Below are 555 nucleotides of genomic sequence, written 5' to 3'. Positions count from 1 at the left end.
CTATTTTTTCATTATCAGCAGCTATTATTAATGCTGTCTCATTATTTTTACTTTTTTCTGCCAATATATTAGGATATATTTTTAATGTATATTCAATAATATCCATATATCCCTTTGCACAGGCAAACATAAAAGGATTCCAACCGTTTTTATCTTTTTCTTTTATATCCATTCCCTTTTGTATTAAATACTTAACAGATTTCAAATTATCATATATTACAGCCCACATTAAAAGGCTAATATTTTCTTTTTTATTTTTTAAAGTTAATCCATTATCTAATAAAAGTTCAATAATTGTTATATTACCGCTCATAGCAGCATGAGTAAGTGCATTTCTGCCTAAATTATCTACTAATTTAATACTAGCTTTATTATCCAAAAGTTTTTTTACTATTTCAATATCTCCCACACTAGCAGCATACATTAAAGGAGTTATATCATCGTCATCAGGCATATTAATATCAACATTATACTTAATTAAAAGTTCTATAATATCTTTATTAGAAGTTTCTATAGCATATATTAAAGCAGATTTTCCATCATCAGATATTCCAT

Annotated in this window: 1 protein-coding gene; it reads right to left on the bottom strand. The window is 25.4% G+C overall.

Annotation, left to right across the window (positions count from 1 at the left end):
- Nucleotides 1-555: ankyrin repeat domain-containing protein (locus GQX97_RS14365; protein ID WP_198391279.1), on the bottom strand; the 555-nt coding region annotated here is incomplete at both ends.

The organism is Brachyspira sp. SAP_772 (assembly GCF_009755885.1).
In the GTDB taxonomy this organism is placed as follows: Bacteria; Spirochaetota; Brachyspiria; order Brachyspirales; family Brachyspiraceae; genus Brachyspira.
This window is presented reverse-complemented; position numbering and strand designations above follow the sequence as displayed.